At 50.5% G+C, this 21,635-nt stretch carries 20 protein-coding genes and 3 tRNA genes; 2 read left to right on the forward strand and 21 right to left on the reverse strand.

Translation table 11 applies throughout. The annotated features are described in order from the left end of the window. Positions 1-79: 79 nt before the first annotated feature. Positions 80-781 (reverse strand): nicotinamide riboside transporter PnuC, encoded by a 702-nt coding sequence (gene pnuC / locus R5268_RS03665; RefSeq protein ID WP_218427696.1) that lies wholly within the window; start codon positions 779-781, stop codon positions 80-82. A gap of 225 nt (positions 782-1,006) precedes the next feature. Here pnuC and R5268_RS03670 point away from each other — a divergent pair, with 225 nt between their 5' ends. After that, positions 1,007-1,888, forward strand: coding sequence for an aminoglycoside 6-adenylyltransferase (locus tag R5268_RS03670; RefSeq protein ID WP_317418647.1), 882 nt, complete (start codon positions 1,007-1,009; stop codon positions 1,886-1,888). A gap of 59 nt (positions 1,889-1,947) precedes the next feature. On the opposite strand, the gene R5268_RS03675 is transcribed toward R5268_RS03670, so the two are convergent. The 12 genes from R5268_RS03675 to R5268_RS03730 all read right to left on the reverse strand — a co-directional run bounded on the left by R5268_RS03675 (position 1,948) and on the right by R5268_RS03730 (position 9,996). Next, a tRNA-Lys gene (locus R5268_RS03675) sits at positions 1,948-2,023 on the reverse strand. Between the two features lie 35 nt (positions 2,024-2,058). Then, positions 2,059-2,134, reverse strand: a tRNA-Lys gene (locus R5268_RS03680). A 25-nt stretch (positions 2,135-2,159) separates the two neighbouring features. Then, positions 2,160-2,235 (reverse strand) — tRNA-Lys (locus tag R5268_RS03685). Positions 2,236-2,399: 164 nt separating this feature from the next. Next, the gene (cpoB, locus tag R5268_RS03690; protein WP_046893719.1) at positions 2,400-3,173 is read right to left on the reverse strand and encodes a cell division protein CpoB; all 774 of its coding nucleotides are present in this window, start codon (positions 3,171-3,173) and stop codon (positions 2,400-2,402) included. A 9-nt stretch (positions 3,174-3,182) separates the two neighbouring features. After that, positions 3,183-3,677 carry a peptidoglycan-associated lipoprotein Pal gene (pal, locus tag R5268_RS03695; protein WP_025153442.1) on the reverse strand — a complete coding sequence of 165 codons (495 nt, stop codon included), beginning with the start codon at positions 3,675-3,677 and terminating at the stop codon, positions 3,183-3,185. A 43-nt stretch (positions 3,678-3,720) separates the two neighbouring features. Continuing rightward, complete coding sequence (gene tolB / locus R5268_RS03700) at positions 3,721-5,013, reverse strand: Tol-Pal system beta propeller repeat protein TolB (protein ID WP_046893718.1); 1,293 nt, start codon at positions 5,011-5,013, stop codon at positions 3,721-3,723. A 126-nt stretch (positions 5,014-5,139) separates the two neighbouring features. Beyond that, on the reverse strand, positions 5,140-6,225 hold the full coding sequence (gene tolA / locus R5268_RS03705) for a cell envelope integrity protein TolA (protein ID WP_107680556.1): 1,086 nt from the start codon (positions 6,223-6,225) through the stop codon (positions 5,140-5,142). 46 nt (positions 6,226-6,271) lie between these two features. Next, a complete protein-coding gene (gene tolR, locus R5268_RS03710; RefSeq protein ID WP_004235659.1) occupies positions 6,272-6,697 on the reverse strand; it encodes a colicin uptake protein TolR in 426 nt (141 codons plus the stop codon). Between the two features lie 14 nt (positions 6,698-6,711). Further along, the gene (gene tolQ, locus R5268_RS03715) at positions 6,712-7,398 is read right to left on the reverse strand and encodes a Tol-Pal system protein TolQ (RefSeq protein WP_107680555.1); all 687 of its coding nucleotides are present in this window, start codon (positions 7,396-7,398) and stop codon (positions 6,712-6,714) included. Then, on the reverse strand, positions 7,395-7,787 hold the full coding sequence (ybgC, locus tag R5268_RS03720) for a tol-pal system-associated acyl-CoA thioesterase (protein WP_045138323.1): 393 nt from the start codon (positions 7,785-7,787) through the stop codon (positions 7,395-7,397). The genes tolQ and ybgC overlap by 4 nt, the downstream gene beginning before the upstream one ends. Before the next feature lie 417 nt (positions 7,788-8,204). Further along, on the reverse strand, positions 8,205-8,630 hold the full coding sequence (locus R5268_RS03725) for a hypothetical protein (RefSeq protein WP_317418646.1): 426 nt from the start codon (positions 8,628-8,630) through the stop codon (positions 8,205-8,207). Beyond that, positions 8,623-9,996, reverse strand: coding sequence for an MFS transporter (locus R5268_RS03730; protein ID WP_317418645.1), 1,374 nt, complete (start codon positions 9,994-9,996; stop codon positions 8,623-8,625). The genes R5268_RS03725 and R5268_RS03730 overlap by 8 nt, the downstream gene beginning before the upstream one ends. A 91-nt stretch (positions 9,997-10,087) precedes the next feature. On the opposite strand from R5268_RS03730, the gene R5268_RS03735 reads away from it, so the two are divergent. After that, positions 10,088-10,981: a LysR family transcriptional regulator gene (locus tag R5268_RS03735; RefSeq protein WP_317418644.1), complete on the forward strand. Its 894-nt coding sequence runs from the start codon at positions 10,088-10,090 to the stop codon at positions 10,979-10,981. Positions 10,982-11,062: 81 nt separating this feature from the next. On the opposite strand, the gene ybgE is transcribed toward R5268_RS03735, so the two are convergent. The 8 genes from ybgE to sucA form a co-directional block, all read right to left on the reverse strand. Beyond that, complete coding sequence (gene ybgE, locus R5268_RS03740) at positions 11,063-11,347, reverse strand: cyd operon protein YbgE (RefSeq protein WP_046893714.1); 285 nt, start codon at positions 11,345-11,347, stop codon at positions 11,063-11,065. 5 nt (positions 11,348-11,352) lie between these two features. Continuing rightward, a complete protein-coding gene (gene cydX / locus R5268_RS03745) occupies positions 11,353-11,460 on the reverse strand; it encodes a cytochrome bd-I oxidase subunit CydX (RefSeq protein ID WP_004235652.1) in 108 nt (35 codons plus the stop codon). 13 nt (positions 11,461-11,473) lie between these two features. Then, positions 11,474-12,616: a cytochrome d ubiquinol oxidase subunit II gene (gene cydB / locus R5268_RS03750; RefSeq protein ID WP_317418643.1), complete on the reverse strand. Its 1,143-nt coding sequence runs from the start codon at positions 12,614-12,616 to the stop codon at positions 11,474-11,476. Between the two features lie 14 nt (positions 12,617-12,630). Next, positions 12,631-14,193: a cytochrome ubiquinol oxidase subunit I gene (gene cydA / locus R5268_RS03755; protein WP_046893712.1), complete on the reverse strand. Its 1,563-nt coding sequence runs from the start codon at positions 14,191-14,193 to the stop codon at positions 12,631-12,633. Between the two features lie 801 nt (positions 14,194-14,994). Beyond that, positions 14,995-15,867 carry a succinate--CoA ligase subunit alpha gene (gene sucD / locus R5268_RS03760; RefSeq protein ID WP_052926236.1) on the reverse strand — a complete coding sequence of 291 codons (873 nt, stop codon included), beginning with the start codon at positions 15,865-15,867 and terminating at the stop codon, positions 14,995-14,997. Next, positions 15,867-17,033 (reverse strand): ADP-forming succinate--CoA ligase subunit beta, encoded by a 1,167-nt coding sequence (sucC, locus tag R5268_RS03765; RefSeq protein WP_317418642.1) that lies wholly within the window; start codon positions 17,031-17,033, stop codon positions 15,867-15,869. The genes sucD and sucC overlap by 1 nt, the downstream gene beginning before the upstream one ends. A 164-nt stretch (positions 17,034-17,197) precedes the next feature. Further along, positions 17,198-18,409 (reverse strand): 2-oxoglutarate dehydrogenase complex dihydrolipoyllysine-residue succinyltransferase, encoded by a 1,212-nt coding sequence (odhB, locus tag R5268_RS03770; RefSeq protein ID WP_107680550.1) that lies wholly within the window; start codon positions 18,407-18,409, stop codon positions 17,198-17,200. 14 nt (positions 18,410-18,423) lie between these two features. Beyond that, the gene (sucA, locus tag R5268_RS03775) at positions 18,424-21,228 is read right to left on the reverse strand and encodes a 2-oxoglutarate dehydrogenase E1 component (RefSeq protein WP_317418641.1); all 2,805 of its coding nucleotides are present in this window, start codon (positions 21,226-21,228) and stop codon (positions 18,424-18,426) included. Between the last annotated feature and the right edge of the window lie 407 nt (positions 21,229-21,635).

The following is a 21,635-nucleotide window of genomic DNA, read 5'->3' on the forward strand; positions in this document are numbered from 1 at the left end:
CTTTTGTTGCTGATTAATGAGAATCTGATTGTTATCAGACTCTCATTATAATCACCGGATTATTGTACGGAAAATAGTTTTACGACTGCTTCGCTGCTTTTATCCACATCCGCGAGCCGTTGAGTGCAACACCCAGCAGAATGATATATTCCAGTGACAGCGCATATACGCCCTGGAGAGCATAGATAACAATACTGATAATATTAATCACTACCCACAGCAGCCAGTTTTCCACCAGCTTACGGGTCATCAGAATCATCGCCACCACGGACAGCACGGTCATTGCCGCATCCCAGAACGGGAAGGCATCCGGCAGTAATACCGGCATCGCCAGATCAGCCCCTGCGACATTCAGTATACTGACCATACTCTGTGCCAGCCACGTAAAGACCGGGTCGATAAAACGCGCCAGCAGTAAAATCGCCGCCAGTGAGACGGCGGCAATCACAGCCGTCTGCCGCAGCGGCATCCAGCGGATTTTCAGCTCCGCTTCTGCTTTCTCATTTTGTCTGGTCCAGGCATACCAGCCGTAGATATTGGCCGCGAAAAAGAAAATCTGCAGCAGAAGATTGGCATAGAGCTGAATCTGAAAGAAAATCACCGCAAACAGCGTGACATTAATCAGACCAAACAGATAGTTGATTGTTTTTTCCAGACTTGCCAGCCAGATACACAACAACCCGGCGGTCGCCCCCACCGCTTCAATCCAGGACAGAGCATAGGACCCCTCTTTCCAGTAAGGGATTACCACGAGAATATTATTGATATCAAAAAATTCCATTCCGCCACCCGCACTAAGTAAATTTACCGAAGCTCGCAGATAATTACCTGCCGCATGTTTATTGTAGTGTGTTTCACCCTGCTGTTTTCAGTGAAATCATCCCATAGTAACAAATTTCGTTTAATACACTAAACATAATAACGTTTTTTTAACCTGAGCACTCCCGCTATTTTTGATTATGACGTACTATCTGGCCAGTTATTAATTATATGAATGAGATGTGAAATGGAATCAATTGAGCAAATTATAAACACTATAATCTCTTTTGCCCTATTAGATCCCCGTATTGATGCGGTCATTATCACCGGCCCTGCGGCGCGTCAGAACCAGGCAGAGCGTTTTTCTGATATTAATACCGAACTGATTGGCAGCACCCCTGATGAACTGTTTAACGACAGCCGCTGGCTGAACCGGTTTGGTGTGCCGCTGATTATCCGTAAAGCGCTTTCCCATGAAAGCGATGGTGTCCGCTGGCCATGTTGTCAGGTGCTGTATGAGAAAGGCCGTAAAGCCGGTTTTATGCTGGCAGGACGTGAGCGTATTACACGGATGGCTGAACACGGACTGGATAACATCTATCAGCGGGGTTATGCCGTTTTGCTGGATAAAACCGGTGTGACCGCCGGATTACCGGAGTATGCCGATCCTGCGTCCTTACTTACCCCGCCGGATCAGCAGGCATTCCTGGAAAACTGGCAAAATTTCTGGCTGGAGGCATCACAAGTGCCGGTTTATTATCTGCGTAATGAAACCTGGACAGCCCGTCTGCGCGATGTCGCCATGAAACAGTGGCTGATCACCCTGCTGGAGTGGCATGTACTGCTCCGCAGCGACGGCACACAGGATGTCTGGTATGCCGGACGCCACCTGAGCACCTGGCTGCCACCGGCCCTGTACGGCCGTTTTATGGCGACACTTGATAACCGTGATCGTGTCCGTGCCGCACGGGCTTACATGGCGATGCTGACGCTCTACCGCGATGTGGCGATCCGCGTAATTGATGCACAGAAATTTGATATTGATATAACGTTGGCAGATAAAATTATTGCACTGGTCACTGACCGGTTAAATACCGCTGATTTGCTGACGCAGGAAAATAAATCGTAACCGGCAGATAATCTCCGGTATGAGACCGGGGAGAATAAAACTCAGAGGGAAAGATACGATGGTGGGTCGTACAGGATTCGAACCTGTGACCAATTGATTAAAAGTCAACTGCTCTACCAACTGAGCTAACGACCCATCGTAATACTGCATACTGCGGAGGAGGTCTGAAATGGTGGGTCGTACAGGATTCGAACCTGTGACCAATTGATTAAAAGTCAACTGCTCTACCAACTGAGCTAACGACCCGTTTCAGATTTCGGGCAAAAGAGAATGGTGGGTCGTACAGGATTCGAACCTGTGACCAATTGATTAAAAGTCAACTGCTCTACCAACTGAGCTAACGACCCGTACTCTCTTGCCAACGGCACGATATAATACTGATTTATCCGGCCGGTGCAACGATTTTTTCAAATTAACTTATTCAAACGCTTATAATTCACTCACTTAGCCCCGGTTTGGTAAAAAAACCACCGGTCGGGGCTATACTCTGAGCAAAAAAATAAACCGGCTGTTATAAACCAGCCAGTTTTTTCTCAGCCAGTTTTGCACCGGAAGATCCCGGGTATTTCGCAACAACCTGCTGATAAATCGCTTTCGCTTTCGCTTTATCCCCTTTCTCCTGCATGATCAGCCCGACTTTATAGAAGGACTCTCCTGCTTTCTGGGATTTCGGCCAGTTTTTTACCACAGAAGCAAAATACGCCGCAGCGTCATCTTTTTTGCCTTTGTTGTAGTTCAGCTGACCTAACCAGTAATTGGCATTAGGAAGATAACCGGACTTCGGATAGCTTTGGATAAAACTCTGAAATGCGCTGATTGCACCATCGTAATCTTTGGTGTTCATCGCCAGGTTTACTGCAGCGTTATAGTCATCTTTCTCATTGCCCTTACCTGCAGTGGCCGGCGCAGATGTATTATCCGCAGAACCCGTACTGCCGGATGCTGCGGACGTGTTATCTGTTGATGCGCTGCCGCCGCCGCTGAGCGAATCCAACTGTGAGAAAAGTTCGCGCTGGCGTTCTGTCAATTGATTCAGCTGGTACTGACTTTCCTGGATTTGCCCGCGCAGCATATCGATATCGCGCTGGTTATCCATGACTTGTTGCTGAAGTTGGGTTAATAACTGACCATGAGCGTTAGAAATACGCTCGAGCTGCGTAAGGCGGTCATCAGTGGAGCCTGAGCCGATATTGATGATGGGTGCCTGAGCAATAGCGGCCCAGGGGGCCGCTACACCTATCAATAACGACAGACTCACCATCAGGCGTCTGAAGTTACTTTTCATGTATATCTCTTAGTATACGATGACTGCACGACGGTTTTTAGCGTAGTCAGCTTCGGTGTGACCCAGAACTGCCGGCTTCTCTTTACCGTAAGAAACGATAGAGATTTGTTCGCCGTTCACGCCTTTACCCTGCAGGTACATTTTAGCTGCGTTAGCACGACGCTCGCCCAGCGCGATGTTGTACTCAGGAGTACCACGTTCGTCAGCATGACCTTCTACAGTCACTTTGTAAGACGGGTTGTTACGCAGGAATGCAGCGTGTGCATCCAGCATTTGCTGGAATTCAGGAGAGATATCGTATTTGTCGAAACCGAAGTATACGATATTGTTGTTCTGAAGTTCCTGCAGCTGCTGACGTGCCAGTTCTTCCGCAGACATACCAGCGTTTGCGCCATTGTCGACAGTGCCCGCATCAGTCTGGTCGTTTTTGTTAGAACTACACGCAGCAACAGCCAGAACAGGTAAAGCTAACATCAGCCCTTTAAGCACTTTGTTAAGTTGCATCTCTTTGATCCTTTTATAATTTGCCATACATATTTTTAATGCATCACAGATACGGCGACCAGGCAGGGAATTTTACCTGTCCGTCAGTCGCCGGAAGACGCGCTTTGAAACGCCCGTCGGTCGAAACCAGCTGCAATATAGTTCCCATACCTTGTGAGGAGCTATAAATAACCATAGTGCCGTTAGGTGCGATACTTGGCGTTTCATCTAGGAACGTATCCGTTAAAATCTGGAAATTGTTCGCTACTAGATCTTGTTTGGCGATATGCTGTTTCCCGCCGCCTGAACTGACCATTACCAGGAAACTGCCGTCAGCACTGACGTCACCATTCTGGTTCTGAGTCCCATCCCACGTCAGGCGCTCAGGCGCACCGCCATTAATCCCAACCTTATAGATCTGCGGACGACCAGCCTGGTCAGACGTGAACGCTAACGTCTGGCTGTCCGGGAACCATGCAGGTTCGGTGTTATTACTGCGACCATCTGTTACCTGACGCATCTGGCCTGAGCCGAGATCCATCACATACAGATTCAGACTACCGGTTTTTGATAACGCAAATGCCAGTTTGGTTCCGTCCGGTGAAAATGCCGGTGCACCATTGTGACGCGGGAATGAAGCAACCTGGCGTACCTGTCCGCTGGACAGATTCTGGATAACCAGAGCTGAACTTCCGCTCTCAAAAGTAACATAAGCCAGTTTCTCACCATCCGGTGACCACGCCGGGGACATCAGCGGCTCCGGTGAACGGTGAACGGTGAACTGGTTATAGCCGTCATAGTCAGACACACGCAGCTCGTGACGATAGTCACCGCTGTTCTTAACCACCACATAAGCAATACGTGTGCGGAATGCACCACGAATACCGGTTAATTTTTCAAAAACTTCATCACTGGCAGTGTGTGCGGCATAGCGCAGCCACTGTTTGGTGACTTTAAACTGGTTCTGTGCGAGTACGCTGCCCGGAGCACCTGAGGTGTCCACCAGCTGATAACTCACCAGATAATTACCGTCGGCACCCGGCTGAACCTGGCCGACAACAACTGCATCAATACCTAACGCGGTCCAGGATTCAGGAACCACTTCAGACGCGGTGCCCGGTAACTGCGGCATACGGTTAGGATCGATAGGATTAAATTTTCCGCTGTTACGCAGATCCGCTGCAATAATTGCACCGACTTCTTCCGGCACAGTACCGCCGCCGGCGACCTGGAAAGGCACGATTCCGATAGGGCGTGCTGAATCAACACCCTGAGTAATCTCGATACGAACTTCAGCCTGAGCAACCGTCGCCCACAGCATCAGAAAACCGAGCATGTATTTCACTGCCTGCTTCATTCTCTCTCCCTCGTTGCACCAATGCCCGCATCAAACCCATATTTTAACAAACGTTCATAACCAAAACCAGATACCCTGTTAAAAACTATCACAGGATATAACAGGTTACTGACGCTGTTTTGCCATTTATTCCGGTTTAAAGTCCAGTTTAGTATTTTTAAACTGCTGCCAGACCGATTTACTCGGCGGAGCAGGAATACGAGCCTGTTTGGCCGCCGCGAGAGCTGCCTGACATAAACCGTCATCACCACCGACCGCATTCACACTGATAAGTGTTCCCTTATCAGTGATATTAATTTCCAGCGTACAGGTTTTACCGCGGTACATATCCGCATTATAAAACTTCGCCTGAATCGCTAACCGGACCTGCGCGATATAACCGTTCATATCGCCATCCGAGTTGGTTCCGCTTTTCTTGCCGCCGCCCTGACCAGCCGCGGATGCGCCGCCGCTTTCAGTGCCCGGTGCGTTGGATGCCAGTCCGCCGAGGAGATCATCCACTTCACTGGCCTGTTTTTTCGCTGCGGCTTTGGCTGCTTTTTCTTTAGCCGCTTTTTCTTTGGCGGCTTTTTCAGCTTTAGCGGCTTCTGCTTTGGCGGCTTCCGCTTTAGCTGCTTCGGCCTTGGCGGCCTTTTCCTGAGCCGCTTTTTCTGCTTTGGCTTTTTCTTCTTCAGCGGCTTTCTGTGCGGCGGCTTTTTCGTCAGCCTGTTTCTTCGCCAGCGCCTGCTCTTTAATCACTTTTTCTTTTTCAGCCTGAGCTTTGGCTGCGGCTTCTTCCGCCAGCTTCTGCTCTTCTTTGGCTTTCTTCACGGCTTCCTGAGCTTGTTTTTGCTGCTCTTCAGCCTGTTTTTTCTGATCTTCAACTTTTTGTTCGGTTTTCAGGCGCTCTTCTTCGATAGCTTTTAAGCGCTCCTGCTCACGCAGTTCTTTCTGACGTAATTCTTCTTCCTGCTGCTTCGCTTTTTTCTCGCGCTGCGCCTGAGCCTGCTTTGCATTGGCCTGCTGCTGTTGCTGCTGGTTAAAGTTCTCAACCATGGCGTTCGGATCAACCATAATCGCATCGATCACCTGACCGCCTTCACCACCGCCGGTCAGCCCTGATTTGGTTACAAACGATCCCCAGATCACAAGCGCAATCAGCAAAAGATGCAACACCACAGAGGTGATGACAGAACGATTTAATTTATCTTTACGCTCTTTCAGCTTTCCCACGCTTAATTCCCTAACCTTCTGAGTGAAAACATCTGCATAACAAACCTTACATCGGCTTCGTCATCAGGCCCACAGATTTCACTCCGGCCTGTTTCAGAATATTCAGGCCATTAATAATCTCTTCGTAAGGCACATCTTTGGCACCGCCGACCAGGAAAATAGTCTTCGGATCTTCAGCCAGATACTGTTTTGCCGCGGCAATGATCTGCTCTTCCGGCAGCAGCTCCAGACGATCCTGCTTCACCACCAGGGTGTAACGGCCGACACCGGAGACTTCCAGAATCACCGGCGGATTATCATTAGTGGAAACGGACTGAGAATCGGAGGCATCCGGCAGATCCACTTCCACGCTCTGACTGATGATCGGCGCTGTTGCCATGAAGATCAGCAGCAACACGAGTAACACGTCCAGTAAAGGAACGATGTTAATTTCGGATTTCAGCTCCCGCCGGCGTCCGCGATGACGTGCCATGATAATCTCCTGCCTTATTTCTTATCAGCAGTAGCAAAGGCCTGACGGTGTAAAATCGCCAGAAATTCTTCGCTGAAGTTGTCGTAGTTCTGTTCTAATTTATTCACGCGCTGATTAAGACGGTTGTATGCCATAACCGCAGGAATCGCCGCAAACAGACCGATTGCCGTTGCAATCAGTGCTTCCGCGATACCCGGCGCCACCATCTGTAACGTTGCCTGTTTTACCGCACCCAGTGCGATAAAGGCATGCATGATCCCCCAGACAGTACCGAACAGACCGATGTACGGGCTGATCGAACCGACAGTTCCGAGGAACGGAATATGGTTTTCCAGGCTTTCCATCTCACGGTTCATGGAGATGCGCATAGCACGTGCCGCGCCGGTTTCCACCGCCTGCGGAGAGTGTACGTTCGCCTGATGCAGGCGGGCAAATTCCTTGAAACCGGAGTAGAAAATCTGTTCTGTGCCGCTCAGTTCATCACGGCGCGCCTGGCTTTCTTTATACAGGCGGGACAGTTCGATTCCTGACCAGAATTTGTCTTCAAACGCTTCTGCTTCACGGGTGGCGGCATTCAGAACTTTGGTGCGCTGAATAATAATGGCCCACGAGGCAACAGAAAAGCCCAGCAATACCAGCATGATAAATTGCACGAGGTAACTTGCTTTCAGGAATAAATCCCAGATATTCATGTCAGTCACTGCTTAAACTCCGCGACAATAGACTCAGGAAGCGCTACCGGCTTCATTAAAGAAATATTCACGCAGGCGACCAGTACCTCTGCGCGACATAAAAGAGTTCCGTTTTTATGCATAAGTGTCTGCGTAAATGTCAGAGACGCACGACGGATGTCCGTGATCTCACTGCGTACCTCTAACAGATCGTCTAACCTTGCCGGATGGTGGTAATCGATAGTTAATTTGCGGACTACAAAGCCGAGCTGCTCTTCCAGCAGACGCTGCTGGTGAAAGCCCCGTTCCCGTAACATTTCGGTTCTGGCACGCTCAAGAAATGCCAGATACTGCCCGTGGTATACCACACCACCAGCATCGGTATCTTCGTAATAAACCCGTATTGGCCAACTGAACATTGAATATCCCGCAACTTACCTTTATCAGACAACATGCTTTGCAAACTATACGTGAAGAGCAAACGTATTGAAAATGCTTAGTTCGTAAAGATAAGAAAAGCCCGTTTGTCCGCGCGCTAATCATACTCGCCTTTATCCAACACGCAAGCCCCTGAAGGGCTCGGGATGAAAAAATATTTTGTTACGTATTACAATACCTTAGAGGCGTTATTTTTTGCTTCTAAAGCTATCATTAAACACTTATTAAAAGACATTTTTCCTCATGAATATGCAAAAATCCGGAATTATCCGGATTTTTGTGCTACCGATTTATTTACGGCATACTCTAACTTATTGTAATTCCATAAATTAAATCGCCTTATCTTTATTTTATGAAAACAGATTTTCCGTCCGGATTTACCGGCTGAAAACTCGCTTTTACTTATCGGTGGTGTTTTCTGCGGACAATGGCGTTTCATGTAAATAATGCCACAGCCAGTTATCGTTATCTCCCCGGCGCAGAATAACCAGTGAGCGCCGCGATGTGGTGCTTCCGGCAAAGTGCTGCGTCTCCTGATAACGCACTGATATGGTGTTTTCTGTCAGGCTGATACACTGATATTCTGCCGTTTCAATCGGTGCTCCCTGCCTCTTACCCTGTATACGGGTAAACATCTCTTTCACCGCCGCGAGGTCGATTACCGCCCCGCTGATCCCGGTCATAGAAAACTCAGGTGTGAAATGGGTCAGCAGCTCAGACAGCGCCGACTGCCCTTCTGCCCCGGAAACTGTAAATGTCTTAAAAATAAGGTCATGAACACGATGAATCTCGTCACAGGCCTGCTGAAACATACTGTTAGTCACGGATAATCTCCTTTGCGGGTTTAAGTGATGTGCGGTACTGCGGGCGGAACAGAAAAATCAGCGGGATAAGCCCGGCCAGTGCGCCCCCCAGAAATGTCAGCGCAAATGCCTGTCCCGGGAAAATGGTGTTCAGCGTCTGATATAACGTCATCATGACAGCCGCCCCGATGCTGAACACCACCTGACGGTTAATATTCCAGATCACACTGGCTTTATTCAGTTGCGCCCCCTGAAAGTCATACAGCGCGGTAGTTTGTGCACAATTTGCCGCAATACCGCCGCCGGTGCCGGTCAGCAGATAAATCAGGCCGATCAGATACAGCGGCGTATGACTGTCAGTCAGTGCGAACAGTGCGATACCACCGCTGTGCAGCAGCAGGCTGATAATAAACAGTCGTCCGGCGCCGATCCGGTTATACACCGCACCGCTGATCAGCATCGCCACCATCGCCCCTGCCGCATACAGCAGCATAAACGACCCGGTAACCGCTGTTGTCAGGCCGAGAACCGTGGTCAGATAAAAAATGGCAAGGATATTCGCACCGGTAAATACGCCGGGCACCGCGTAATACACGGCGACAGAGAGCCACAGCCGGGTATTTTTCAGCAGGGATAAATCGATAATAGCCTGAGGTGTCTGCCGGTAGTGGCGGTAGTATCCCAGGGCACTGAGCAGCATCAGCGCGCCAAGTGCCATCGCTCCGGCAATATTGTGATATTCGCCGTATAAAGAGAGGCCTATCAGGAGTGACGCCAGTGTCAGGCTGACCAGAAGCAGCCCTTTGAGATCCGGTGCGTCTCCGGCGTCTGTTTTCGGTTCACGTATCCAGCACCAGGCCAGCAGTGCGGTAAAGAGTGCCACTGGCGCATTGACGTAAAAAACAGGCCGCCATCCGGCCAGATCCACGATAATTCCCCCTGCCATCGGGGAAAGTGCCGGCGCAATCAGCGCAATCATCATAATAATGGTAGAGATTTTGCTTCGCTCACGCCCCTGAAAATACTGAAAGGTCAGTGACTGCCCGGCCGGGATCAGCAATCCGCCCGCCACGCCCTGTAAAAAGCGCCAGAAAATCAGCGAAGCAAAAGATTCCGCACTGCCTGCCAGCACGGCGGCCGCCGCAAACAGCAGCATAGAGGCCGTCATCAGTTCCCTGATCCCGAAACGCGCTGCCAGCCGCGGGCTGAGCGGGATAATCAGTGTCAGCCCGAGAATATAACTGTTTGCCACCCAGGTCACCGACAGGGATGTAACCTGCATAGCTTCTGCAATCGCAGGCAGTGTGATGGCAGACATAAAGATATTGATGCAATCAATAAAAAAGCCCAGTAAAAAAATCAGGGCGATACGGTAACGATAAGTCATGGTTTCCTCCGGCCAGCAGTGTAAAAGCAGTTGACCACAGCCGTCTATGCATCAAAATAGACAATACTGTTTGAGAAAACGAAACAATCTTATGCTGACATCCGTTGAGAAGATCAATACCTTTATCTATGTTGTGGATACCGGTTCCTTTACCCGGGCTGCTGCACGCCTGAATCTGAGCAAATCGGTGGTCAGTCTGCATATCAAAGCGCTGGAATCCGAACTCAGCACCACATTGCTGCACCGGACCACCCGGCAATTTACTCTGACAGAGTCCGGTCAGGCGCTGTATCAGCAATTCAAACCGTTGTTACAGCAGTTTGACAGTGCGATGGATGCGGTCAGAACGGGGACGATGCAACCTCAGGGGCCGCTGAGTTTCAGTGCCGCCGCCGAATTCGGCGGTCAGTTTCTGCTTCCGCAGCTGCCCGCCTTTACACAGCGCTATCCGCTGATCAGGGCGGATTACCGTGTCGATCACAGTCTGAGTGATTTAATTGCCCTGAAACTGGATGTGGTGTTCCGGCTGGGTACGCTGAGTGACAGCGGTCTGAGGTTCCGCAAACTGGCTGATTTTCCGGTCTGTTATGTGGCAACGCCTGAATTTATCCGGCAGCACCGGATAACGGAAAACAGTGATCCCGCCGCCCTGCCCTTTATCGCCAACAGTAATCTCACCGCCCGTTTCAGCCGTCGTCCGCATCTTCCCGCTCCGGATAACCGGGTGTTTATCTCTAACTCAATTCAGGCGATCCGTACTATGACGCTGGCACATCAGGGTTACAGCCTGCTGCCGGTCTGGTATATCCGGGAGCAACTGACTGAGGAGAAACTTGTTCCGGTATTCACACACCAGCCGGTACCGGATCAGAGCATTAATATGGTGTTTCCGCCCGCAGCGCATCTGCCGCAGAAGACCAGGGTATTTATTGATTATTTTGCCCGCTTTTTTGCCGGTAATACCGCATTACTGCGCTATCCGTGAACCGGGGCGAAAACAGAAAAGAAAAAAGCCGTTCAGATGAACGGCTTGTTGTCATAAACGCTTTTATTATAAACGTTCATATCAGCTGAAAAAATGATAAAGGCCGTAACCCAGAATCACCACCGCCGGAAGCGGATGGAAAATAATCTTCCAGATTGTGCGCTCCGGACGGAATGCCGTACCGAAAATTGCACCGCTGCATACTGCCCAGATCATCAGCAGTCCCTGCCAGATCTGTAATGAACTGGTGTTTGCCGCAAAACGCGACGGATCCCAGATCACACACAATGCCAGCCCCAACGCCATTACAAGGACAAGGGCCCGTAAGGGACCCTTATCCAGTAGTTGGTAAGACTTATTCAGCATCAGTCTTACTCGCCTGACGCGGCTTTATCTTCGTGATGCTCAATAGCCAGTGCTGCAATAACAGCAATGCTGCAGGCCAGGAGCGTTCCGAGGATCCATGCAAAATACCACATATTCGTCTGCTCCTTAGTACAAGCTATGTTTGTTATCTTCGATGAAGGACTTATCAAGACGCCCTGCCATCTTCACGTAACACCAGATGGTGTACAGGAGAACTGTCGGAACGAAGATAATCGCAACAACCGTCATTACCTGAAGTGTAAACAGGCTGGAAGTCGCATCCCACATGGTCAGACTGACGTTCGGGTCGATGCTTGAAGGCATAACGAACGGGAACATCGCTGTACCGCAGGTCAGGATCACACCGGCAATTGTCAGTGCAGAGAACAGGAATGCCCATGCACCTTTATCCATTGCAGTGAACATCACAACCAGCAGCGGAGATGCCAGACCGATAGCAGGCAGGATCCACAGGATCGGATAAGCATTGAAGTTTGCCATCCATGCGCCTGCTTCCTGTACCACTTCTTTGGTCACCGGGTTAGAAGCACCGAAGTGGTCAATGTCAGACACGACACGGAAGCCTTCAATACCGCCCCACATCAGCCATGCACCGGCAACTGCGAACAGAACAAATGTCAGCAGAGCAGTAACACTGGTGGCTTTACGCACACGTACATGCAGATCACCGGTGGTACGCATCTGCAGGTAAGTCCCGCCGTGCGCCACGATCATCATCAGGCTGATTAAACCGGCTAACAGACCGTACGGGTTCAGCAGACCGAAGAAACTCCCTGCATAAGATACCTGCAGCTGAGAGTTAACTTCTACCGGCACGCCCTGTAACAGGTTACCGAATGCCACACCGATCACTAATGACGGTACGAAACTGCCGATAAAGATACCCCAGTCCCACATACCACGCCATTTTGGTGATTCCAGTTTTGAACGGTAGTCAAAACCGACCGGACGGAAGAATAATGCCGCCAGTACCAGAATCATAGCGATATAGAAACCGGAGAATGCCGCCGCATAGACCATCGGCCATGCTGCGAACAGTGCACCACCTGCGGTGATAAGCCATACCTGGTTACCATCCCAGTGCGGTGCGATTGCGTTAATCATGATACGGCGTTCAGTATCATTTCTGCCGATAACACGCAGCAGAACACCAACGCCCATATCAAAGCCATCAGTTACAGTGAAGCCAATCAGCAGTACGCCAATCAGGATCCACCATACAAACCGTAATATTTCATAATCAAACATAAGTGGGCTCCTGTTTACTTAGCGTCTTGTGCCGGGGACGTTTCGAAATGATAACGGCCGGTTTTTAAGCTGCTTGGACCAAGACGTGCAAATTTGAACATCAGGAACATTTCAGCAATCAGGAATAAGGTATACAGGCCGCAAATCAGCGCCATAGAGAACAGAATGTCTCCGGCTGCCAGATGTGACGTTGCATATGCTGTCGGTAATACTTCACCGACTGCCCATGGCTGACGGCCATATTCAGCAACGAACCAGCCCGCTTCAACACCAATCCACGGTAACGGCAGGCTGAGGAAAGCAGCGCGCAGCAGCCATTTTGATTTGCCGATACGGTTGCGCAGTACACTCAGGAATGACAGACCCAGAACGATCAGCATCAGACCACCGGCTGCCACCATCAGGCGGAATGCCCAGAACAGCGGTGCAACACGCGGGATAGAGTCTTTGGTTGCTGCCTGAATCTGCTCTTCAGTTGCCTGACCGACGTTGTCGGTATAGCGCTTCAGCAGTAAGCCGTAACCAAGGTCTTGTTTGCTCTGATTAAAGGCATCACGAATTGCCGGGTCGGTATTACCGCCACGCAGCTGCTGTAACAGATCATACGCCACCATACCGTTACGGATACGGGCTTCATGCTGCACCATCAGGTCGCGCAGGCCGAGAACCGGAGTATCGATAGAGCGGGTGGTGATAATCCCCATCAGGTACGGAATTTCAATCGCAAAACTGTTTTCCATTTTTTCCTGATTCGGGAACGCAATCACGTTAAATGATGCAGGTGCAGGCTGAGTATGCCATTCACCTTCAATCGCGGCGAGTTTGGTTTTCTGTACGTCACCCATTTCATAACCGGATTCATCACCCAGCACGATAACGGATAACACAGCAGCGATACCAAAGCTTGCTGCAATCGCAAAAGAGCGTTTTGCAAATGCGATATCACGGCCTTTCATCAGATACCACGCACTGATAGACAGTACGAAGATCGCACCGGTACAGTAACCGGCCGCTACTGTATGCACAAATTTAACCTGTGCAACCGGGTTGAGAACCAGTTCGGAGAAGCTCAGCATCTCCATACGCATGGTTTCAAAGTTGAAGTCAGCAGCAATCGGGTTTTGCATCCAGCCGTTTGCCACCAGAATCCACAGTGCAGAGAAGTTGGAACCGAGCGCAACGAGCCAGGTCACCATCAGGTGCTGTTTCTTGCTGAGACGATCCCAGCCGAAGAAGAACAGACCCACGAAGGTGGACTCGAGGAAGAATGCCATCAGACCTTCGATTGCCAGAGGCGCACCGAAGATATCACCGACATAGTGAGAGTAGTATGACCAGTTTGTCCCGAACTGGAACTCCATAGTCAGACCGGTAGCAACACCCAGAGCGAAGTTAATACCAAATAACTTACCCCAGAACTTCGTCATATCTTTATAGATTTGTTTACCGGACAGGACGTATACCGTTTCCATGATCGCTAACATGAAGGACATCCCTAATGTTAGCGGTACAAATAAGAAGTGGTACATCGCTGTTAAGGCAAACTGTAATCGCGACAGTTCGACAATATCAAACATCTTGACTCCTTGCTCCTAGCAGGAAGACACCGACATGCGGCAACCCAAGCTTTCCTGAAGAAAGAAAGCAACATAACTACCAGCAATAAATGCCTCTAAATGCAATAACAAATTAGTAACAAAAAAACACCTAAATAGACACCCTAATAATAGTACGCTTATATTTGCACACAATAAACTGCTTTTGCGTGATTCAGATTGGAATTCTGAGGATATATCAAATAATGCACAGCGCAGTCATTTTCGGCTATTTTGATCTGCCACAATTTAAACAAATCACCGAAATAATGCCAGTGCAATAGATTGATTTACGTCAATTTTTCCTCACCGTGTTAATTAAAATCGCATATATGGTAATTGAGTTGCTTTATTGTTAATGCAATGTGCACACAAACACAACCAAACAGAAAAATACCAATAATATATGCTCTTTTCATTAACGTTTTATTTTCATCAGTATTTCTGGTTAATTTCATGAGCCCGATAATTCAATTATAAATAAATTATCACTAAAACTGTTATTGTCTGTTTGTATTAACACAGAGCAATAATCATTTCCGGCTTAAAAATTAAGTATAAATCAAGATGATAAAAACGCCCTTTTATACCTGAGACTTTTTGCTGTGTAAACGATACAGCAAGCGTTTTGGCTTAATTCAGAAAATTGATTAAAAGGACAGCAATGGAGGGAACAGCTGCGTAAAAATACGCAATATGACAGATACAGCTGAATTGTGTTCAGATCAAAAAACAGCCGGAAGCAGCATCAGGCCTGCCCCGGCTGTATAAAAATGCCCGGAATTATTTACCCAGGATCGCTTTTACCGCATCACCGATATCAGCCAGACTGCGGACAGTCTTCACACCGGCAGCTTCGAGGGCTGCAAATTTCTCATCCGCAGTACCTTTACCGCCCGCGATAATCGCCCCCGCATGGCCCATACGCTTGCCTTTCGGTGCAGTCACACCTGCGATATAAGCCACAACCGGTTTGGTGACATGGTCTTTGATAAAGGCTGCCGCTTCTTCTTCCGCGCTGCCGCCGATTTCACCGATCATCACAATCGCTTCTGTCTGCGGGTCATTCTGGAACATACGCAGGATATCGATAAAGTTAGAGCCCGGAATCGGGTCACCGCCGATCCCCACACAGGTGGATTGTCCCAGACCGGCATCAGTCGTCTGTTTCACCGCTTCATAAGTCAGCGTACCGGAACGGGAAACGATCCCCACTTTACCCGGCAGGTGGATATGCCCCGGCATAATCCCGATTTTGCACTCACCCGGGGTGATAACGCCCGGACAGTTAGGACCGATCATCCGCACACCGGCTTCATCCAGCTTCACCTTGACTGTCAGCATATCCAGGGTCGGAATACCTTCGGTGATGGTGATAATCAGTTTGATACCCGCATCGATCGCTTCCAGGATGGAATCTTTGCAGAATGGTGCCGGAACATAAATAACAGAGGCGGTAGCACCGGTGGCTTCCACCGCGTCACGCACGGTGTTAAAGACCGGTAAACCTAAATGTGTTGTGCCGCCTTTGCCCGGTGTCACACCGCCGACCATTTTGGTACCGTACGCAATCGCCTGTTCAGAGTGGAAAGTCCCCTGGCTACCTGTGAATCCCTGACAGATAACTTTGGTGTTCTTATCGATTAAAATAGACATTATTTCGCTCCCACTGCTGCAACAACACGTTTCGCAGCATCCGTCAGGCTGGTTGCCGCAATAATATTCAGACCACTTTTCGCCAGTTTTTCCGCCCCCAGCTCCGCGTTGTTCCCTTCCAGGCGCACAACAACCGGCACACTGACGCCGACTTCCTCAACCGCACCGATAATCCCGTCTGCAATCAGGTCACAACGGACGATCCCGCCGAAGATATTGACGAATACGGCTTTAACATTTTCATCGGACAGAATGATTTTAAAGGCTTCTGTCACGCGCTCTTTGGTTGCGCCGCCGCCGACATCCAGGAAGTTTGCCGGTTCACCGCCATGCAGTTTGACGATATCCATGGTGCCCATCGCCAGACCGGCACCGTTCACCATACAGCCGATATTGCCGTCCAGCGCCACATAGTTCAGTTCCCATTGCGCAGCCTGTGCTTCGCGGGCATCTTCCTGTGACGGGTCATGCATTTCACGCAGTTCCGGCTGACGGTACAGGGCGTTGCCGTCAATACCTAATTTACCGTCGAGGCAGATAAGTTCGTCCTGAGTGGTGATCACCAGCGGGTTGATTTCTGCCATCGCCAGATCACGCTCCAGGAACATGGTTGCCAGTCCCATAAAGATTTTGGTGAACTGACTGACTAATTTACCGGTTAAGCCCAGTTTAAACGCCAGCTCACGCCCCTGATACGGCATCGGGCCGGTCAGCGGTTCAATCACGGCTTTGTGAATCAGTTCCGGTGTTTCATGTGCCACTTTTTCAATTTCGACACCACCTTCGGTGGAGGCCATAAAGACCACACGGCGCGAACCGCGATCCACCACGGCACCCAGATACAGCTCTTTGGCGATATCTGTTGCCCCTTCCACCAGTACCTGATGTACAGGCTGTCCCTGTGCATCTGTCTGATAGGTCACCAGACGCTTGCCTAACCACTGTTCGGCAAACGCGCGAATTTCATCTTTGCTCTTAACCAGTTTCACTCCGCCCGCTTTCCCGCGGCCGCCGGCATGAACCTGACATTTGACGACCCACGGGCCGCTGCCGATTTTGGATGCTGCTTCTTCCGCTTCACGGGGTGTGGAGCAGGCATAGCCTGCCGGTGCAGGTAAACCATACCGGGTGAAGAGTTGTTTTGCCTGATACTCGTGTAAATTCATGATGTTCTATCCATAATTTGTCTGATGAGAGCGGGCTCTCTTATTGTTGTTGCCTGGATAGCGCCGATTTCCCGGCGCAGGGACACAGATTCACTGTCGCGAGTTCAGCCGGGCGGTTTTAGCGCGATGCCGCCCGGATGAGCCAAACTAAAAAACAAAAAGCATTACACGTCGAGCAGTAAACGTGCCGGATCTTCTAACATCTCTTTAATGGTCACGAGGAACCCGACAGATTCACGGCCATCAATCAGACGGTGGTCATAAGAGAGTGCCAGGTACATCATCGGCAGGATCACCACCTGACCATTTACCGCCATCGGACGATCTTTGATAGCATGCATCCCCAGAATCGCACTCTGCGGCGGGTTAATGATAGGCGTGGACATCAGTGATCCGAATACACCACCGTTAGTAATCGTGAAATTACCGCCGGTCAGATCTTCGACTGTCAGTTTGCCTTCCTGACCTTTGACAGCCAGCTCTTTAATGCGTTTTTCAATTTCAGCCATGCTCAGCGCATCCGCATCACGCAGAACCGGGGTCACCAGACCGCGCGGCGTGGAAACCGCAATACTGATATCGAAATAGTTGTGATACACCACATCGGTACCGTCGATAGAAGCGTTCACTTCCGGATAACGTTTCAGTGCCTCAACCACTGCTTTCACATAGAACGACATGAAACCGAGGCGCACACCGTGACGTTTTTCAAATGATTCGCCGTACTGTTTGCGCATATCCATCACCGGCTTCATGCTCACCTCGTTAAAGGTGGTCAGCATTGCGGTGTTGTTTTTCGCTTCCAGCAGACGCTCTGCAACACGCTTGCGCAGACGGGTCATCGGTACACGTTTTTCACTGCGATGCGGTAAACCAGCCTGAGAAACCGGCTCCGCAGCCGCTTTCACCGGTGCTTTCGGCTGCTGTGCCAGATGTTTCTCAACATCCTCACGGGTCAGACGTCCGCCGACACCACTGCCGGCAATATCGGCTGCTTTCAGGCCGTGTTCTGCGATCAGGCGGCGGACAGCCGGGCTCAGCGCATCATTGCTTTCTTCATCCAGGCCGGCATTTTGACGCTGTGCCGGTGTGGACTGCACTTTTTCTTTTACTTCCGCAGGCAGACCGGTGCTGTCACCCAGACGGATACGTCCGAGCAGCTGTTTTGAGAGGACAGTCGCCCCCTCTTCTTCCAGCACGGCTTCCAGAACACCGGAATCGCTGGCAGGCACTTCCAGCACAACTTTGTCTGTTTCGATTTCTACCAGCACTTCATCACGTTCGACGCTGTCACCCGGTTTTTTGTGCCAGGTTGCCACAGTGGCATCGGCAACAGACTCAGGGAGGTCAGGAACCAGAATTTCTATGCTACTCATTGCTTTTCCTTAATTTATTCAACGTTCAGTGCATCATTAACCAGCTCTTGTTGTTGCTGCTGGTGAACAGACGTATAACCCACGGCCGGAGAGGCAGATGCAGGACGACCCGCATAGCGCAGTGACGCGCCTGCCGGGACCGCATCACGGAAATTGTGCTGGCAGCAATACCAGGCGCCCTGGTTGAGCGGCTCTTCCTGACACCAGACAAAATCTTTCACATGGCTGAATGGTGCGAGAATCGCATGAATATCTTCATGCGGGAACGGATAGAGCTGTTCAATACGGATAATCGCCACATCCGTCTGATTATTCTTGCGGCGCTGCTCCAGTAAATCGTAGTAAACCTTACCGGAACACAGCACAACACGCTTCACATCCGCCGGATTCAGATCATCAGCCTCACCGATAACCGCTTCAAAATGGCCCTCAGCCAGCTCTTCCAGAGAAGAGACCGCCAGCGGATGACGCAGCAGTGATTTCGGTGACATAACAATCAGAGGACGGCGCATTCCGCGCAGTGCCTGACGGCGCAGCATATGGTAAACCTGTGCCGGGGTTGACGGAATACAGACCTGCATGTTTTGTTCCGCGCAAAGCTGGAGATAACGTTCCAGACGGGCGCTGGAGTGCTCAGGACCCTGACCTTCGTAGCCGTGCGGCAGTAACATTACCAGCCCGCACATACGACCCCATTTCTGTTCGCCGGAGCTGATGAACTGATCAATCACCACCTGCGCCACGTTGGCAAAGTCACCGAACTGGGCTTCCCAGATAGTCAGACCACGCGGATCAGTCGTTGCATAGCCGTATTCAAAGGCCAGTACCGCTTCCTCAGACAGGACAGAGTCCCACACATTGAAGCGACCCTGGGCGTTATGGACATTCATCAGCGGCACATAGCAGGAGCCGTTGCTCTGGTTATGGATAACCGCATGACGATGGAAGAAAGTACCGCGTCCCGCATCCTCACCGGACAGACGCACCGGAACACCTTCATCCACCAGCGTTGCGTAAGCCAGATTTTCCGCCGCACCCCAGTCGAGCAGTTTGTTGCCTTCCGCCATTTCCGCACGGTCGGTATAGATTTTTTCGACACGCGGGTGCATATGCACTTCTTCCGGAACAGTACTGATACGGCGCGCCAGATCACTGAGGCGTTTCAGTTCCACTTTATTGGCGTAGCTGTCGTTCCAGTTATGATTCAGGTACGGTTCCCAGGTGAGTGCCGCTTTACCGATTTCACGCCACTCTTCCACCACGCAGTCACCGCGGTCCATAGCATCACGGTACATATTGACCATTTCAGTCACATCACCGGCGGCCACCACACCTTCGGCAATCAGTTTATCGCCGTAGATTTTGCGCGGTGTCGGATGCTGTTTGATTTTCTGATACATCATCGGCTGGGTTGCACTCGGCTCATCTGCCTCGTTATGGCCGTGACGGCGGTAGCAGACCAGATCAATCATCACATCGCGGTTAAAGGTATTACGGAAATCCAATGCCAGGCGGGTCACAAAGGCCACCGCTTCCGGATCATCCGCATTGACGTGGAAGATCGGTGCCTGAACCATCTTCATGATGTCAGTACAATATTCCGTTGACCGGGTATCTTTCGGGTTGGAGGTGGTGAAACCAATCTGGTTATTGATAACAATGCGGACAGTCCCGCCCACTTCATAGCCCCGCGCCTGAGACATATTCAGGGTTTCCTGTACAATCCCCTGACCGGTTACCGCTGAGTCACCGTGGATAGTGATCGGCAGAACCATTTTGCTCAGGTTTTCCGGCAGACGGTCACGGCGGGCACGGACGGAGCCGATCACCACCGGGCTGACGATCTCAAGGTGAGACGGGTTAAAGGCAAGCGCCAGATGCACCTGAGCACCTTCTGTCACGAAATCGGACGAGAAGCCCTGGTGGTATTTCACGTCACCGGTGCCGAGATGATCTTTATGTTTACCGGCAAACTCATCAAACAGATCCGCCGGTTTTTTACCGAACAGGTTAACCAGGACGTTCAGACGACCACGGTGTGCCATACCCAGCACCACTTCGCGGGTGTCCTGTTTACCGGCATGACGAATCAGGTCTTTCAGCATCGGAATGAGGGAATCGCCCCCTTCCAGTGAGAAACGTTTTGCGCCCGGGAATTTCGCACCGAGATAACGCTCCAGCCCTTCGGCTGCGGTCAGGTCTGCCAGGAAACGCCGTTTTTCATCAGCACTGAACAGTTTACTGACGTCAACGGATTCCAGGCGTTGCTGGAGCCAGCGTTTCTCTTCGGTATTGGTGATATGCATGTACTCGGCACCGATGGAGCCGCAGTAAATACGTTTTAATGCGTCAAACAGCTCGTTCAGCTGCATGGTTTCGCTGCCGATGGCAAAAGAACCGACGTTAAAGGTTTCATCAAAATCGGCTTTGGTCAGATTGTGGAACGCCGGGTCCAGATCCGGAACCGGTTCCTGTTTCCACAGGCCGAGCGGGTCAAGGTTGGCATTCTGATGACCGCGGAAGCGGAATGCGTTGATAAGCTGCAGGACTTTGACCTGCTTGGAATCCATCGCCGGATCGCTGACGGAGGTATGGTAGCGTGTTGAATCTTTGGCCAGACGACGGAAATAGTCGCGTGTCTGTGAATGAGGTTGTTCTGTAATATCCGCTTTCGGCAGTGAGTCGAAAATCTCCCGCCAACTTTCATCGACGGAGGCCGGATCGTTCAGATAGTCTTCATAGATATCTTCTATGTAGGCCTGGTTTTCTCCAGCCAGAAAGCTGGAATCCAGCCAGTCCTTCAGTGCGCCGTTCTGCATTATGATCCCTTAAGCTTAGAGCTTTATCCCCGTTGTCTTTCCGGCTGCGGTGTTCCGGCTGCGTGTCCGTCCGGAAAACAGAATAACGCTGTTCTGCGGATTACCCCGTCTGCCGCTGCCTGCAACCTGAATGAGGCCGGGTTTAGTTTTCGCCGTGATAACTAATACCGCGATACATTGCGGTGCGTAAAGGATTCCCGGGTGGTGCTTGTGCATCTTATGTTCTGTGTATCCCTGAGGAACCTTTAGCAACGGAATAACCGTTGCTGAAAATCCCTGTGCTGTCTATAACCATACTTACATTTGAACCAAAAAACTCACATCTTAATCACAATTAACTACATTTATTGTCGCTTCTAACACTTACTGCGATAGATTATGCCTATTGTTACGGGTTGGTAAAAGAT

Origin of the sequence: Morganella sp. BCCO 40_0007 (genome assembly GCF_032989665.1) — a bacterium.
Lineage (GTDB): Bacteria > Pseudomonadota > Gammaproteobacteria > Enterobacterales > Enterobacteriaceae > Morganella > Morganella sibonii.